The 15,145-nt window shown below is 73.2% G+C and carries 2 protein-coding genes; both read right to left on the reverse strand.

Annotation, left to right across the window (positions count from 1 at the left end):
• Nucleotides 1-16: 16 nt before the first annotated feature.
• Entirely contained in the window at nt 17-4,009 is a 3,993-nt protein-coding gene (locus ACZ58X_RS09345; RefSeq protein ID WP_470333039.1) for an amino acid adenylation domain-containing protein, read from the reverse strand.
• Complete coding sequence (locus ACZ58X_RS09350; RefSeq protein WP_470333040.1) at nt 4,009-15,021, reverse strand: amino acid adenylation domain-containing protein; 11,013 nt, start codon at nt 15,019-15,021, stop codon at nt 4,009-4,011. Before ACZ58X_RS09350 ends, ACZ58X_RS09345 begins: the two co-directional genes overlap by 1 nt.
• Between the last annotated feature and the right edge of the window lie 124 nt (nt 15,022-15,145).

A 15,145-nucleotide genomic window follows, 5' to 3' on the forward strand; every position in this document is an offset into this window, starting at 1 on the left:
GGGCGTTGCGGGCGGGTCAGCCGGCCGTGGACCGGTGGCGGCGCAGAGCCTCCGCGAGCTCGCCGGCCGGCCCGGCCACGTACGGCTCCTGGAGCAGGGTGAGGTGGCCGCCCCGGGCCGGCCGGACGGTCAGCGAGCCGACCAGGGCCGCCCAGCCCTCGGCCGGCGGGACCGGCCAGTCCGACTCCGCCGCCTGGTAGAGCAGCGCGGGGCAGCGCACCGGGCGCGGCCGGTGGGCGATCAGGGCGGCGAGGTTGTGCCGGAGCGTCGCCAGGTGGGCGAGCAGGTCCTCCCGGGCGAGCGTGAGCAGCTCCACCGGCAGGTCCAGTTCGGGCAGCAGGGCCTCGACGTCGGCGGTCCACGGGTCGTCCGGGAAGCCGGGCCCGGCGGCCCGGAGCTTCTCGTCCAGCTCCCGGGCGATCTCGGCCCGCCCCGCCAGGTGCTCCCGGTACTCCGGCGTCGGCGGACAGCTGTCGAACAGCGTCAGCAGCGCGGTCCGTTCGCCGGCCTCCTCGATCAGTCGGGCGACCTCGGCCGCCACCACGCCTCCCATCGACCACCCGGCGAGCAGGTACGGGCCGGCGGGCCGGACGTCGCGGACCGCCCGCCAGAACGCCCGGGCCAGGTCGGGCAGGCCCTCGCCCGCCCGCGGCGTCCCGGCTGCCAGCGCGACGACCGAGACCTCGGGGCCGAGCGCGGCCGCCAGCCGGGCGTAGCCGTGGACGGTGTTGGAGATCTCCGGGAAGCAGAACAGGACGGGGGCCGGGGCCGGGCCCCGGCTCAGCCAGGTGACGGACACCTCGGGACCGGCGGCCCCCCGCCCGGCGCCGCCGCCCGCCGCCGCGGCCCGGGCGGCCGCCGCCGTCCGCGCGACGGTGGGGTTGCGCAGGATGTCGCCCGGGCCGACCGCGAGGTCGAGCCGGCGCAGCCTCCCGGCGATCCGCAGGCTCTTCACCGAGTCCCCGCCGAGGTCGAAGTAGTCGTCGTGGACCCCGACGGCGGCGAGGCCGAGGACCTCCGCCCAGACCGCGGCGACGGACTCCTCGACGGCCGTGCGGGGCGCGGCGTAGTCGGCGGCCAGCTCCGGCCGGGCCCGGTCGGGCGCCGGGAGGGCCTTGCGGTCGGTCTTGCCGTTGGGGGTGAGCGGCAGCCGGTCGAGGGTGACGAAGGCGGCGGGCAGCATGTGGGCGGGCAGGAACCCGCGCAGGTGCTCGCGGAGTTCGGTGGTGGTGGGGGCCGTCCCGGCGCCGGTGGTCAGGTAGCTGACGAGCTGCCGGTCGCCCGGGGTGTCCTCGCGGACGACGGTGGTGCTGGCGGTGACGGCCGGGTGCTGCTGGAGGCGGGCGTCGATCTCGCCGGGCTCGATCCGGTGGCCGCGGATCTTGACCTGGTCGTCGCCGCGGCCCAGGTACTCCAGGTCGCCGTCGGCGCGGCGGCGGGCCAGGTCGCCGGTGCGGTAGAGCCGGGCACCCGGGGTGAAGGGGTCGGGGACGAAGCGCTCGGCGGTCAGCGCGGGCCGGCCGAGGTAGCCGCGGGCCAGGCCCTCGCCGCCGATGTACAGCTCGCCCGGCACCCCGGTCGGGACGGGGCGCCCGGCCGGGTCCAGGACGTACGCCCGGGTGTTGCCGAGCGGTCGGCCGATCGGCGAGCCGGGGGCCGCGGCCAGGATGTCGGCGGGCCGGACGTCCCGCAGCGTGGCGTGCACGGTCACCTCGGTGATGCCGTACATGTTGGCCAGCCGGGTGCGCCCCTCGCCCACCAGCGCGAGCCAGCGGCCCAGTCGCGCGGGCCGGAGCGCCTCTCCGCCGAACACCACCAGCCGCAGCCGCAGCCGGGCGGCGCTCGCCGGGTCGAGCGCCTGCTGGAGCATCGCGAAGGCGGACGGGGTCTGGTTGAGCACCGTCACCTCCTGCCGGGCCAGCAGGTCGAGGAACTCGGCCGGGCTGGTGGCGGTCGCCCGGTCGACCACGACCACCCGGCCACCGGTGGTCAGCGGGCACCACAGTTCCCAGACCGAGAAGTCGAAGGCGAAGGAGTGGAAGAACGTCCAGACGTCCTGCGGCCCGAAGCCGAACTCCGGGCCGGTCGCCGCGAAGAGGCCGAGGACGTTGCGGTGGGTGATCTGGACGCCCTTGGGGGTGCCGGTGGACCCGGAGGTGTGGATCACGTAGGCGAGGTGGTCGGGCCCGGCGACGGGGTCGGGGTCGGTGCCGGGGTGGTCGGCCGTGGCGGGGTCGGCCAGTGCGAGGAGGGTGCCGCCGTACGGGCCGAGGCGGTCGGCGAGGTGGGCGTCGTGGAGCACGACGGCGGTGCCGGTGGTGGCGAGCAGGTGGGTGAGGCGCTCGGTGGGGTGGGCCGGGTCCAGCGGGAGGTAGCCGGCGCCGGACTTGAGGACGGCGAGCAGGGCGACGACCAGCTCGGGCCCGCGTTCGGCGCAGACCCCGACGGTGGTGTCCGGCCGGACGCCGAGGCCCCGGAGCCGGTGGGCGAGCCGGTTGGCCCGCTCGTTGAGCTCGCGGTAGCGGAGCCGCCGGTCGCCGTGCACCAGGGCGACGGCGTCCGGCCGCGAGCGGGCCTGCTCCTCGACCAGCTGGTGGACGGTGCGGTCCTGCGGGCGCGGCGCGGTGCGGCCGCTCCCGGCCGCGTCCCGGAGCAGCCGGTGGTGCTCCTCGCGGCCGAGCAGGTCGAGCTCGTCCAGCCGGGCGTCGGGGGCGGCGACCAGGGCGTCGAGCAGGTTCTCGAAGTGCCCCGCCATCCGTTCGACCGCGGCCGGGTCGAACAGGCCGCGGTCGTACGAGAACCGGACCCCCAGCTCCCGGCCCGCGTAGGCGACCAGGGTGAGCGGATAGCCGGTGTTCTCCACGCTGAGCAGGGTCTCGACGGTCAGCTCGGTCAGCTCGGTCAGCTCGTCCGGCCGCTCCGGCGCCGGGGCGGCCGGGTAGTTCTCGAACACCAGGATCGAGCGGAACAGCGGCGCCCCCTTCGGCAGCCCGCTCCAACCCTGGATCTCCGCCAGCGAGCCGAACTCGTACTGCCGGTACTCGGCCTGCTGCCGCTGCACCTGGCGCAGCCACGCCGACACCCGCTCCCCGCCGGGCACCCGGAGCCGGACCGGCAGGGTGTTGATGAACATCCCCACCATCGACTCCGCACCGGCCAGGGCCGGCGGCCGTCCGGCCACGGTGGTGCCGAACAGCACGTCCTCGCCGTTGCCGTACCGGCTCAGCAGCAGCGCCCAGGCGGCCTGCACCAGGACGTTCACCGTGACCCGGCTGCGCTGGGCGAACTCGCGCACCCGCGCGCACCGCGCCCGGTCCAGGACCAGCTCGTGGGCGGCGAAGCCGGTCCGCCCGGTCGGCCCGTCCACCCCGAGCCGGGTCGGCTCCGTGAAGCCCGCCAGGTACGACTGCCAGAACTCCCGGGCCGCCGCCTTCGGTTGGGCGTCCAGCCAGGCGATGTAGCGGGAGTACGGCACCGGCGCGGGGAGCCCGGCCGGGGCGCCGCGCAGCGCCGCCCGGTACAGCTCGGCGAACTCCCGCTGGAGCAGCGGGAGGCTCCAGCCGTCGAGCAGCAGATGGTGGAAGGTCCACAGCAGCCAGTGCCGGTCCCGGGCGACCGCGACCAGGGTCAGCCGGAACAGCGGGGCCGCGGCGAGGTCGAGGCCCGCCGCGCGGTCGTCCCGCAACAGCCCGTCCAGGCGGGCGCGCTGCTCGGTGTCCGGGTGGTCCCGCCAGTCGAGTTCGGCGAGCGGCAGCTCGACCCGCCGCTGCACGACCTGCAACGGCTCGGGCAGGTCCTCCCAGAGGAAGACGCTGCGCAGCGCCGTGTGCCGGTCCAGCAGCTGTTGCCAGGCCTGCCGGAACGCCGAGCGGTCCAGCGGCCCGGACAGTTCGTCCACCGTCTGCACCAGGTACGGCTGTTCGCCGCCGGAGTCGGCCACGGAGTGGAAGAGCATCCCGGCCTGGAGCGGGGAGAGCCGGTGGATGTCCTCGACGTTGTGCTGGGTCATCAGGAGAACCTCTTGAGGATGGCGGCCAGATCCGATGCTTCGAGGTCGGCCAGGGGGAAGTCGTGGACGGTGGGGGCGGCCGGGTCGGCGCCGCCCGAGGCGGCGGCGACCAGCGCGGTGAGCGTGCGCGCCATCGCGTCCACCAGGCCCTGGACGGTCTCCCGGCGGTGGACGGCGGGCGCGTAGCCGACGTCGATCCGCAGCCGCCCGTCGAGCACGCTGCCGGTCACCTGGAGCAGGTGGCCGCGCCGCATCGCCGGGTCGAGTTCGCCGGCCCGCAGTAGGTCGGGGTCGGCGTAGCCGCCCAGGCCGGGCAGCTCGCGGTCGAACTGGCCGAGGTAGTTGAAGCTGATCTCCGGTGCCGGGCGGCTCAGCGCCTCCCGCGTTCCGGGGGCGCCCAGGTGGCGCAGGATCCCGTAACCGATGCCCCGTCGGGGCACCCGGGCGAGCTGGTCGCGGACGGCACCCGCCTGCCGGGCGGGGGCGGCCCCGGGCTCCCGGTGCAGGGCGACCGGGAAGACGCTGGTGAACCAGCCGACGGTGCGGGAGAGGTCGACCTCGGGGAAGAGGTCCTCCCGGCCGTGGCCTTCGAGGTCGATGTGCACGGTGTCGCGACCGGTCCAGCTGGCCACGGCCTCGGTGAGGGCGGTGAGCAGCACGTCGTTGATCTGGGTGCCGAGGGCGCGGGGCACCTGGCGCAGCAGGGCCTCGGTGTCCTCCTCGGTCAGCCGGAGGGTGACGAGCTCCTCGGCGGCGACGGTGTTCCCGCCGTCGTCGGTTCGGCCGTCGGCCGGTGCGGTGTGGTCGCGGGGCAGGGGGACGGCCGCCGGGGCGGCGGTCCAGTACGCCGACTCGGCCGTGGCGGCCGGGGAGAGGGCGTACTCGGTCAGCTTCCGTGACCAGGCGCGGAAGGAGGTCGTCTTGGCGGGCAGCAGCACCTCCCGGCCCGCGTCCAGCGAGGCGTACGCGGTGCCGAGGTCCTCCAGCAGGATCCGCCAGGAGACGCCGTCCACCACCAGGTGGTGGACGACCAGCAGCAGCAGCCGGCCGCGGGCCCCGCCGAGGTCGAACAGCGCGCCGCGGACCAGCGGACCCTCGGCGATGTCCAGTCCGCGTTGCAGGTCGTCGGCCGACCGCTGGAGCCGGTCGGTCAGTTCGGCGTCCGGGACGGCCGAGAGGTCGACGCCGGTCAGCAGCTGCTCGGGGTCGGCCGGGAGGGCGTGCCGGGCCGGTCCGGCACCGTCCCGGGGGAAGCGCAGGCGCAGCGCGTCGTGGTGGTCGACCACCGCTGCCAGCGCGGGCCGCAGCAGCTCGGGGGCGAGGCCCGCCACGTCGAGCAGGACCGACTGGTTGAAGTGGTCCGGGCGGGCGGGGCGCTGGTCGAACAGCCAGTGCTGGACGGGCGTCAGCGGGACGTCCCCGGTCACCGGGCCCTGTTCGGCGTCGACCGCGCCGGCCTGGTGCTGGTGGGCGGCGATCTCGGCCACCGTTTCGTACTGGAAGATCATCCGGGGGGTCAGCCGCAGACCGAAGCGCTTGGCCTTGGCGATCACCTGCATGCCCAGGATCGAGTCGCCGCCGAGCTCGAAGAAGTTGTCGTGGATGCCGACGGCGGTGAGGCCGAGGACCTCCTCCCAGATCCGGGCGAGGGCCTGCTCGGCGGGGGTGCCGGGCGCCGCGAAGGCGGTGTCGAGCTCGGGGCGGGTGTGGTCGGGGGCGGGCAGGGCCCGGCGGTCGATCTTGCCGTTGGGGGTGAGGGGGAGGTGGTGGAGGGTGAGGAAGGCGGCGGGGAGCATGTAGTCGGGGAGGTGGCGGCGCAGGTGCTCGCGGAGTTCGGTGGTGGTGGGTGGTGTCGCTGCGTTGGTGGTGAGGTAGGCGACGAGTCGTTTGTCGCCGGGGGTGTCCTCGCGGACGACGGTGGTGCCGGCGGTGACGGCCGGGTGCTGCTGGAGCCGGGCGTCGATCTCGCCGAGTTCGATGCGGTGGCCGCGGATCTTGACCTGGTCGTCGGTGCGGCCGAGGAAGTCGAGGGTGCCGTCGGCGTGGTAGCGGGCGAGGTCGCCGGTGCGGTAGAGGCGGGCGCCGGGGGTGAAGGGGTCGGGGACGAAGCGGTCGGCGGTGAGGGCGGGTTGGTGGTGGTAGCCGCGGGCGAGGCCGTCGCCGCCGATGTGGAGTTCGCCGGTGACGCCGATCGGGACGGGGCGCCCGGCCGCGTCCAGGACGTGGATCCGGGTGTTGTCGATCGGCCGCCCGATCGTGACGGTGCTCCCCTGGCGGGTCGAGAGCAGGGCGGTGGAGGCGATGGTCGCGCTCTCGCTCGGCCCGTAGACGTTGACCAGGCTCTTGTCCGGGTGCAGTTCCTGGAAGGCGTTGACATGAGTGGGGGAGAGCGCCTCGCCGCCGACCAGGACGTGGTGGGCCGTGGTGAAGGCCTGCGGGGCGTTGTCCATCAGGGTGTTGAACAAGGCGGTGGTGAGGAGCAGGACGGTGGGTCGGTGGGTGTGGATGTCGTGGGTGGCGGTTTCGGTGGTGGTGCGGCCGGGGGTGGCGATGGCGAGGGTGGCGCCGGTGGTGAGGGGGGTCCAGATCTCGTAGCTGGAGGCGTCGAAGGCGATGGAGTTGAGGTGGAGGAAGACGTCGTCGGGGGTGGTGTCGGCGATCCGGGTGTTGTGGGCGAGGCGTAGGACGGCCTGGTGGGTGATCTGGACGCCCTTGGGGGTGCCGGTGGAACCGGAGGTGTAGATCACGTAGGCGAGGTGGTGCGGATTGACGGGGTGGCCGGGATCGGTGGTCGGCCGGTCGGCCGTGGCCGGATCGTCGAGGGGGATCAGGGTGCCGCCGAAGGAGGCCGACAGCCCGGCCTGGTGGGGGTGGTGGAGCACGACGGTGGTGCGGGTGGAGGTCAGCAGGTGGGTGAGGCGTTCGGTGGGGTGGCTGGGGTCGAGGGGGAGGTAGGCGGCGCCGGCCTTGAGGACGGCGAGCAGGCCGATGACGAGTTCGGGGCTGCGTTCGGCGCAGATGCCGACGGTGGTGTCGGGGTGGAGGCCGGATGCGCGGAGTCGGTGGGCGAGTTGGTTGGCGCGCTCGTTGAGCTCGCGGTAGCTGAACCGTCGGTCGCCCTGGACGAGGGCGATCGCGTCGGGGCGTTCGGCGGCGTGCTGTTCGACGAGTCGGTGGACGGTGCGGTCGTGGGGGTAGGGCATGGCGGTGTCGTTCCAGTCCCGGAGGATGCGGTGGCGCTCGTCGGGGCTCAGGACGTCGAGTGCGTCCAACCGGGCGTCGGGCTCGGTGGTGACGATGCGCAGGACGTTCTGGAAGTGGGCGGCCAGTTGTTCGATTGTCGCCGGGTCGAACAGGTCGGTGCTGTAGGTGAAGTCGATCGTCAGGCCCGTGGCCGACTCGGTGGCCGTGACCGTGAGGTCGAACTTGGCGACGTCGTCGCCGAGCGGGAGGGTGCGGACGTCCAGACCAGGGAGCTGCCAGCTGTCGAGGGTGGCGTCCTGGACGGTGAGCATGGTCTGGAAGAGCGGGGTGCGGCTGAGGTCGCGGTGGGGGGCGAGTTCGGAGACCAGGCGTTCGAAGGGGAGGTCCTGGTGGGCGTAGGCGTTGAGGGCGGTGTCCCGGGTGTGGCGGAGGACTTCGCGGACGGTGGGGTTGCCGGTGAGGTCGGTGCGGAGGACGAGGGTGTTGACGAAGAAGCCGATGAGGTCTTCGGTTTCGGAGCGGTTGCGGTTGGCGACGGGGGTGCCGACGGCGATGTCGTGGTGGCCGGTGTAGGTCCTCAGGAGGATCTGGTAGGTGGCCAGTAGGGTCATGAAGGTGGTGACGCCGTGGTCCTGGCCGAGTTTGTGGAGGGCGGTGGCGAGGTCGTGCGGAACGGTGATGGTGTGGGTGGCGCCCCGGCTGGTGCGGACGGCGGGGCGGGGGCGGTCGGTGGGCAGGTCGAGTGCTTCCAGTCCGGCGAGTTGCTCCCGCCAGTAGGCCAACTGCCCGTCCAGCACCTCGCCCTGGAGCCAGCGGCGCTGCCAGATGGCGAAGTCGGCGTACTGCACGGGGAGTTCGGGTAGTCCCGTCGTCCGGTCGGCTCCGCCGGATCGGTCGGGTCGGGAGAGTCGTTCGGGGCGGTCGGCCAGGAGGGCACCGTACAGCTCCTCCAGCTCCCGGATGACGATGCGGTAGGACCAGCCGTCGGTGACGATGTGGTGCATCGCGAGCAGGAGCACGTGTTCCTGCGGGTCGAGGCGGAACAGGCGTGCGCGGGCCAGCGGGCCGCGCGCGAGGTCGAACGGCAGGGCCGCCTCGTCCTCCAGGGCCTGGGCGAGGCGGGCGTCGTCCCAGTCGCCCGCCTCGATGCGGACCAGCGGCAGCTTGCCGGTCCGGTCGATCACCTGGACGGGGGCGGCGTCGGCGCCCAGCGGGAAGCGGGTGCGGAGGATCTCGTGCCGGGCGACGAGTTGCCGCAGGGCGGTGGCGAGCGCCGCCTGGTCGAGTTCGCCGAGGAGGTGCAGGGCGACGGGGACGGTGTAGGCGTTGCTGTCCGGCTCCATCTGGTCGAGGAACCAGAGGCGTTCCTGGGCGTACGACAGGGGGATGACGGCGGGGCGTTCGGCTGCTTCGACGGGCGGTGCGCCGGCGGCCTGCGGTTCGCCGATGGTGGTGGCGAGTTGGGCGATGGTGGGGGTCTCGAAGATCGCGCGGACGGGGAGTTCGTGGCCGAGTTCGGTGCGTAGGCGGGAGGTGACGCGGGTGGCGAGGAGGGAGTGTCCGCCGAGGTCGAAGAAGTTGTCGTGGATGCCGACGGTGGTGAGGCCGAGGATGTCGGTCCAGATCCGGGCGAGGGCTTGTTCGTTGGGGGTGGTGGGTGCGGCGTAGGTGGTGTCGAGCTCGGGGCGGGTGTGGTCGGGGGCGGGCAGGGATCGGCGGTCGATCTTGCCGTTGGGGGTGAGGGGGAGGTGGTGGAGGGTGAGGAAGGCGGCGGGGAGCATGTAGTCGGGGAGGTGGCGGCGCAGGTGTTCGCGCAGTTCCGAAGTGGTGGGTGGTGTCGCTGCGTTGGTGGTGAGGTAGGCGACGAGTCGTTTGTCGCCGGGGGTGTCCTCGCGGGTGATGGTGGTGCTGGCGGTGATGGCGGGGTGTTGTTGGAGGCGGGCGTCGATCTCGCCGAGTTCGATGCGGTGGCCGCGGATCTTGACCTGGTCGTCGGTGCGGCCGAGGAAGTCGAGGGTGCCGTCGGGGCGGTAGCGGGCGAGGTCGCCGGTGCGGTAGAGGCGGGCGCCGGGGGTGAAGGAGTCGGGGACGAAGCGGTCGGCGGTGAGGGCGGGTTGGTGGTGGTAGCCGCGGGCGAGGCCGTCGCCGCCGATGTGGAGCTCGCCGGTGACGCCGATCGGGACGGGGCGCCCGGCCGGGTCGAGGAGGTGGATCCGGGTGTTGTCGATCGGCTGCCCGATCGGCACCGAACCCGTCCACGATCCCGGCCGACAGGTGAAGCCCGTGGCCATGGTGGTGCTCTCGGTGGGCCCGTAGACGTTGACGACGGCCGAGCGGGGGTGGAACTCCAGGAACGTTCGGACATGCGCGGCGGACAGGGCCTCGCCGCCCGCCAGGACGTGCCGGACCCCGGCCAGCGCCTGCGGGGAGTCCTCGACCAGGGTGTGGAAGAGGGCGGTGGTGAGGAGCAGGACGGTGGGTCGGTGGGTGTGGATGTCGTGGGTGGCGGTTTCGGTGGTGGTGCGGCCGGGGGTGGCGATGGCGAGGGTGGCGCCGGTGGTGAGGGGGGTCCAGATCTCGTAGCTGGAGGCGTCGAAGGCGATGGAGTTGAGGTGGAGGAAGACGTCGTCGGGGGTGGTGTCGGCGATGCGGGTGTTGTGGGCGAGGCGTAGGACGGCCTGGTGGGTGATCTGGACGCCCTTGGGGGTGCCGGTGGACCCCGAGGTGTGGATCACGAAGGCGAGATTGCCGGGGCGGGCGACCGGATCGGGGTCGGTGGTCGGGTACCCGGTGGTCGCCGGGTCGTTCAGGGCGAGGAGGGTGCCGTCGTACGGGCCGAGGCGGTCGGCGAGGTGGGGGTGGTGGAGCACGACGCTGGTGTCGGTGGAGCTGAGCAGGTGGGTGAGGCGTTCGGTGGGGTGGGTGGGGTCGAGGGGGAGGTAGGCGGCGCCGGCCTTGAGGACGGCGAGCAGGCCGATGACGAGTTCGGGGCCGCGCTCGGCGCAGATGCCGACGGTGGTGTCGGGGTGGAGGCCGGATGCGCGGAGTCGGTGGGCGAGTTGGTTGGCGCGCTCGTTGAGCTCGCGGTAGCCGATCTGCTGGTCGCCGTGGACGAGGGCGATCGCGTCCGGCCGCGACCGGGCCTGTTCCTGGACCAGGTGGTGGACGGTGCGGTCGTGGGGGTAGGGCGCGGCGGTGTCGTTCCAGTCCCGGAGGATGCGGTGGCGCTCGTCGGGGCTCAGGACGTCGAGTGCGTCCAACCGGGCGTCGGGCTCGGTGGTGACGGCGCGCAGGACGTTCTGGAAGTGGGTGGCCAGTCGTTCGATCGTCGCCGGGTCGAACAGGTCGGTGCTGTAGGTGAAGTCGACGGTCAGGTCGGAGCCCGAATCGGTCGCGCTGACGGTCAGGTCGAACTTCGCGACCGTGTCGTCCAGCGGGAGCGTCTGGACGTCCAGGCCGGTCAGCCGCCAGCAGTCGGAGATGTCCGTGGTCGAGCCGTGGACGGTGAGCATGGTCTGGAAGAGCGGGGTGCGGCTGAGGTCGCGGTGGGGGGCGAGTTCGGAGACCAGGCGTTCGAAGGGGAGGTCCTGGTGGGCGTAGGCGCCGAGGGCGCTCTCGCGGGTTCGGTTGAGGATCTCGCGGATGGTGGGGTTGCCGGTGAGGTCGGTGCGGAGGACGAGGGTGTTGACGAAGAAGCCGACCAGGTCTTCGGTTTCGGAGCGGTTGCGGTTGGCGACGGGGGTGCCGACGGCGATGTCGTGGTGGCCGGTGTAGGTCCTCAGGAGGATCTGATAGGTGGCCAGTAGGGTCATGAAGGTGGTGACGCCGTGGTCCTGGCCGAGCTTGTGGAGGGCGGTGGCGAGGTCGTGCGGAACGGTGATGGTGTGGGTGGCGCCCCGGCCGGTGCGGACGGCGGGGCGGGGGCGGTCGGTGGGCAGGTCGAGCGGTTCCAGTCCGGCGAGCTGCTCCCGCCAGTAGGCCAACTGCCCTTCCACCAGCTCGCCCTGGAGCCGGGCGCGCTCCCAGATCGCGTAGTCGGCGTACTGGAGGCCGGGTTCGGTCAGTCGACTCGGCCGTCGCTCGCGGAGGGCCGCGTAGAGCTCGTCCAGTTCCCTGGCGACGATGCGGTAGGACCAGCCGTCGGTGACGATGTGGTGCATCGCGAGCAGGAGCACGTGCTGCTGCGGGTCGAGGCGGAACAGGTGTGCGCGGGCGAGCGGACCGCGCGCGAGGTCGAAGGGCCGGTTCGCCTCTCGGTGCAGTGCTGACACCAGGTGGGCGTCGTCCCAGGTGCTCGCGTCGATCTGGACGAGCGGCAGGTCGCCGGTGGGGTCGATCACCTGGGCGGGTGCCGCGTCCGCGATGTCGGCGAACCGGGTGCGGAGGATCTCGTGCCGGGCGACGAGTTGCCGCAACGCCTGCTCCAGGGCTGCCGGGTCGAGTTCGCCGAACAGGTGCAGGGCGACGGGGACGGTGTAGGCGTTGCCGTCCGGCTCCATCCGGTCGAGGAACCAGAGGCGTTCCTGGGCGTACGACAGCGGGACGGCGGCCGGTCGTTCCGCGCGACGGAGGGCCCTGGCGGCGACCGCTCCCGAGGCGTCGATGGTGGTGGCGAGTTGGGCGATGGTGGGGGTCTCGAAGATCGCGCGGACGGGGAGTTCGTGGCCGAGTTCGGTGCGTAGGCGGGAGGTGACGCGGGTGGCGAGGAGGGAGTGTCCGCCGAGGTCGAAGAAGTTGTCGTGGATGCCGACGGTGGTGAGGCCGAGGATGTCGGTCCAGATCCGGGCGAGGGCTTGTTCGTTGGGGGTGCCGGGCGCCGCGTAGGTGGTGTCGAGCTCGGGGCGGGTGTGGTCGGGGGCGGGCAGGGATCGGCGGTCGATCTTGCCGTTGGGGGTGAGGGGGAGGTGGTCGAGGGTGAGGAAGGCGGCGGGGAGCATGTAGTCGGGCAGGTGGCGGCGCAGGTGTTCGCGCAGTTCCGAAGTGCTGGGTGGTGTCGCTGCGTTGGTGGTGAGGTAGGCGACGAGCCGCTTGTCCCCGGGGGTGTCCTCGCGGGTGATGGTGGTGCTGGCGGTGATGGCGGGGTGTTGTTGGAGGCGGGCGTCGATCTCGCCGAGTTCGATGCGGTGGCCGCGGATCTTGACCTGGTCGTCGGTGCGGCCGAGGAAGTCGAGGGTGCCGTCGGGGCGGTAGCGGGCGAGGTCGCCGGTGCGGTAGAGGCGGGCGCCGGGGGTGAAGGAGTCGGGGACGAAGCGGTCGGCGGTGAGGGCGGGTTGGTGGTGGTAGCCGCGGGCGAGGCCGTCGCCGCCGATGTGGAGCTCGCCGGTGACGCCGATCGGGACGGGGCGCCCGGTCGGGTCGAGGACGTGGATCCGGGTGTTGTCGAGCGGCCGCCCGATCGGCACCGCCTCCTCCCACGACCCCGAACGGCAGTCGTAGGAGGTGGCGTTGATCGTCGCCTCGCTCGGCCCGTAGAGGTTGCGGAACTCCGCGCCGCCGATGGACTCGCGGACCTTCCGGGCGACGGTGGCCGGCAGCACTTCGCCGCCGCACAGCACGACGCGCAGAGAGGTGGACAGGCGCCGGACGTCGGGGACTTCGAGGTAGCGCTGGAGCAGGCTCGGTACGAAGTTGAGCACGGTCGTACCGGTCTCGTGCACCGTGCGGGCGAGGAGCGCGGGGTCCCGCTCCGCGCCGGGCGGGGCGATCACCAGGGTGGCGCCGGTGATCAGGGTGGTGACGAACTCCCAGACCGAGACGTCGAAGGCGAAGGGCGTCTTGAGGAGCACCCGGTCCTCGGCCGACACGGCGAGCGACTCGGCCATCCGTGCGCAGGTGTTGAGCGCGGAGCGGTGGGTGATCTGGACGCCCTTGGGGGTGCCGGTGGATCCGGAGGTGTGGATCACGTAGGCGAGGTTGTCGGGCCGGACGTCGACGGCCGGGTCGGTGGCCGGGCGGGTGGCGGTGGCGGGGTCGCCGAGCGCGATGAGGGCGCCGTCGTAGCGGTCCAGGCGGTCCGCGAGGTGCGCGTCGTGCAGGACGACGGCGGTGCGGGCGGTGGCGAGGATCCGGGTGAGGCGTTCGGTGGGGTGGCTGGGGTCGAGCGGGAGGTAGGCGGCGCCGGCCTTGAGGACGGCGAGCAGGCCGATGACGAGTTCGGGGCCGCGTTCGGCGCAGATGCCCACCGCGGAGTCCGTGCGGACCCCGGATTCCCTGAGCCGGTGGGCGAGTCGGTTGGCGCGCTCGTCGAGCTCGCGGTAGCCGATCTGCTGGTCGCCGTGGACGAGGGCGATCGCGTCGGGGCGCAGCCGGGCCTGTTCCTGGACCAGGTGGTGGACGGTGCGGTCGTGGGGGTAGGGCGCGGCGGTGTCGTTCCACTCGTGCAGGATGCGGCGGCGCTCGTCGGGGCTCAGGACGTCGAGGTGGTCCAACCGGGCGTCGGGCTCGGTGGTGACGATGCGCAGGACGTTCTGGAAGTGGGCGGCCAGCCGCTCGATCGTCGCGGCGTCGAACAGCTCGGTGCTGTAGGTGAATTCGACGGTCAGGCCGGCGTCGGACTCGGTGGCGTTGACGGTGAGGTCGAACTTTGCGGCCGTGTCGTCCAGCGGGAGGGTCCGCACGTCGAGGCCGGGGAGCTGCCAGGTGCCGGTGGCGGCGCTCTGGACGCCGAGCATGGTCTGGAAGAGCGGGGTGCGGCTGAGGTCGCGGTGGGGGGCGAGTTCGGAGACCAGGCGTTCGAAGGGGAGGTCCTGGTGGGCGTAGGCGCCGAGGGTGCTCTCGCGGGTCCGGTCCAGGACCTCGCGGACGGTCGGGTTGCCGCTGAGGTCGGTCCGGACCACCACGGTGTTGACGAAGAACCCGACCAGGTCCTCGATCTCGGAGCGGTTGCGGCCGGCGAAGGGGGTGCCCACGGCGATGTCCCGGTGGCCGGTGTAGGCGGCCAGCAGGATCTGGTAGGTGGCCATCAGGGCCATGAAGGTGGTGACCCCCGGCGCCCGGGTGAGCTCGTGGAGCCCGGTGGCGAGGTCTTCCGGAAGGGTGATGCTGTGGGAGGCGCCGCGGGTGCCGCGGACGGCGGGGCGGGGGCGGTCGGCGGGCAGGTCCAGCGGTTCCAGTCCGGCCAGCCGGTCGCGCCAGTAGGCCAACTGCCGTTCCACCCGCTCGCCCTGGAGCCACCGGCGCTGCCAGATCGCGAAGTCCGCGTACTGTACCGGGAGTTCGGGCAGCGGATCGTCCTGGCCGAGCCGGAAGGCACCGTACAGCTCCTCCAGTTCCTGCGCGAGGACCCAGTACGACCAGCCGTCGGTGACGATGTGGTGCATCGTCAGCAGCAGGACGTGTTCCCGTGGCCCGCGGCGGAGGAGGAAGGCCCGGGCGAGGGGTCCGCGGGCGAGGTCGAAGGGCCGGTAGGCCTCCCGGTGGAGCGTTTCGGAGAGTTGGGCGTCGTCCTGGTCGGTCGCGTCGACGGGGGTGAGCGGGAGCTCGCCGCTCGGGTCGACGACCTGGACGGGTGTGCCGTCCGGGCCCTCGGTGAACCGGGTGCGCAGGATCTCGTGCCGGTCCACGAGTCGGCCCAGGGCCCGGGCCAGGGCGGCCCGGTCGAGCTCGCCGAGCAGGTGCAGGGCGACGGGGACGGTGTAGGCGCTGTTGCCGGGGTCCATCCGGTCGAGGAACCAGAGGCGTTCCTGGGCGTACGAGAGCGGTGCCGAGCCGGCCCGCTCCTCCCGCCGAACCGTGGAGAGGTCCACGTCCACCACCTCGCTCGCGATGTCCCGGCGGGGCAGGGGGGAGTGCTCATCGTCGAAGGGCATGTCGTGTCCACTTCATGGAGGGTTCTGCGGATGATCTCGTGATCGGAGGAGGAGCGGGCGGACGGCGTCAGCCGGTGGCGGGCTCGCGGCCCCCGCGGCCACGGCTCCAGGGCCCGCGCGGTCA

This window comes from Kitasatospora sp. NPDC040550 (assembly GCF_055594965.1).